At 38.1% G+C, this 323-nt stretch carries 1 protein-coding gene; it reads right to left on the bottom strand.

The features are described from left to right. The coding region (locus tag A3735_RS31840; RefSeq protein ID WP_231882530.1) for a hypothetical protein at positions 1 to 323 on the bottom strand (323 nt) is incomplete at both ends.

The following is a 323-nucleotide window of genomic DNA, read 5'->3' as shown; positions in this document are numbered from 1 at the left end:
AAATGACGGGACTCACAATATGTTTCAGCATCCAACCATAAAGCCCCCAGTAATCGACACAAACGTAAGTCACCAATATATCCAGAGTTAAAAAGAAAAACCGAAAAAAGCCATGCTGTTTAATTCGACCTGTTGAAGACATTGAACTAGATAGCACACTAAACCATACGTGAAATAATACACCGAGAAAATGATAAGGAAGGTATTTTTCGACCTCCAAGAAATCGGAAGAATAAAAGATAACAATAATAAGGTCGCGGTATGGTATTGCTAAGAGAAGCAGTGGCATCATTGCAAAGCCTGCTAAACGTAGACCATCATTT

Source organism: Oleiphilus sp. HI0061, from assembly GCF_001635675.1.
Note: the sequence above shows the minus strand (reverse complement) of the source record. Positions and strands in the feature narration are given on the sequence as shown.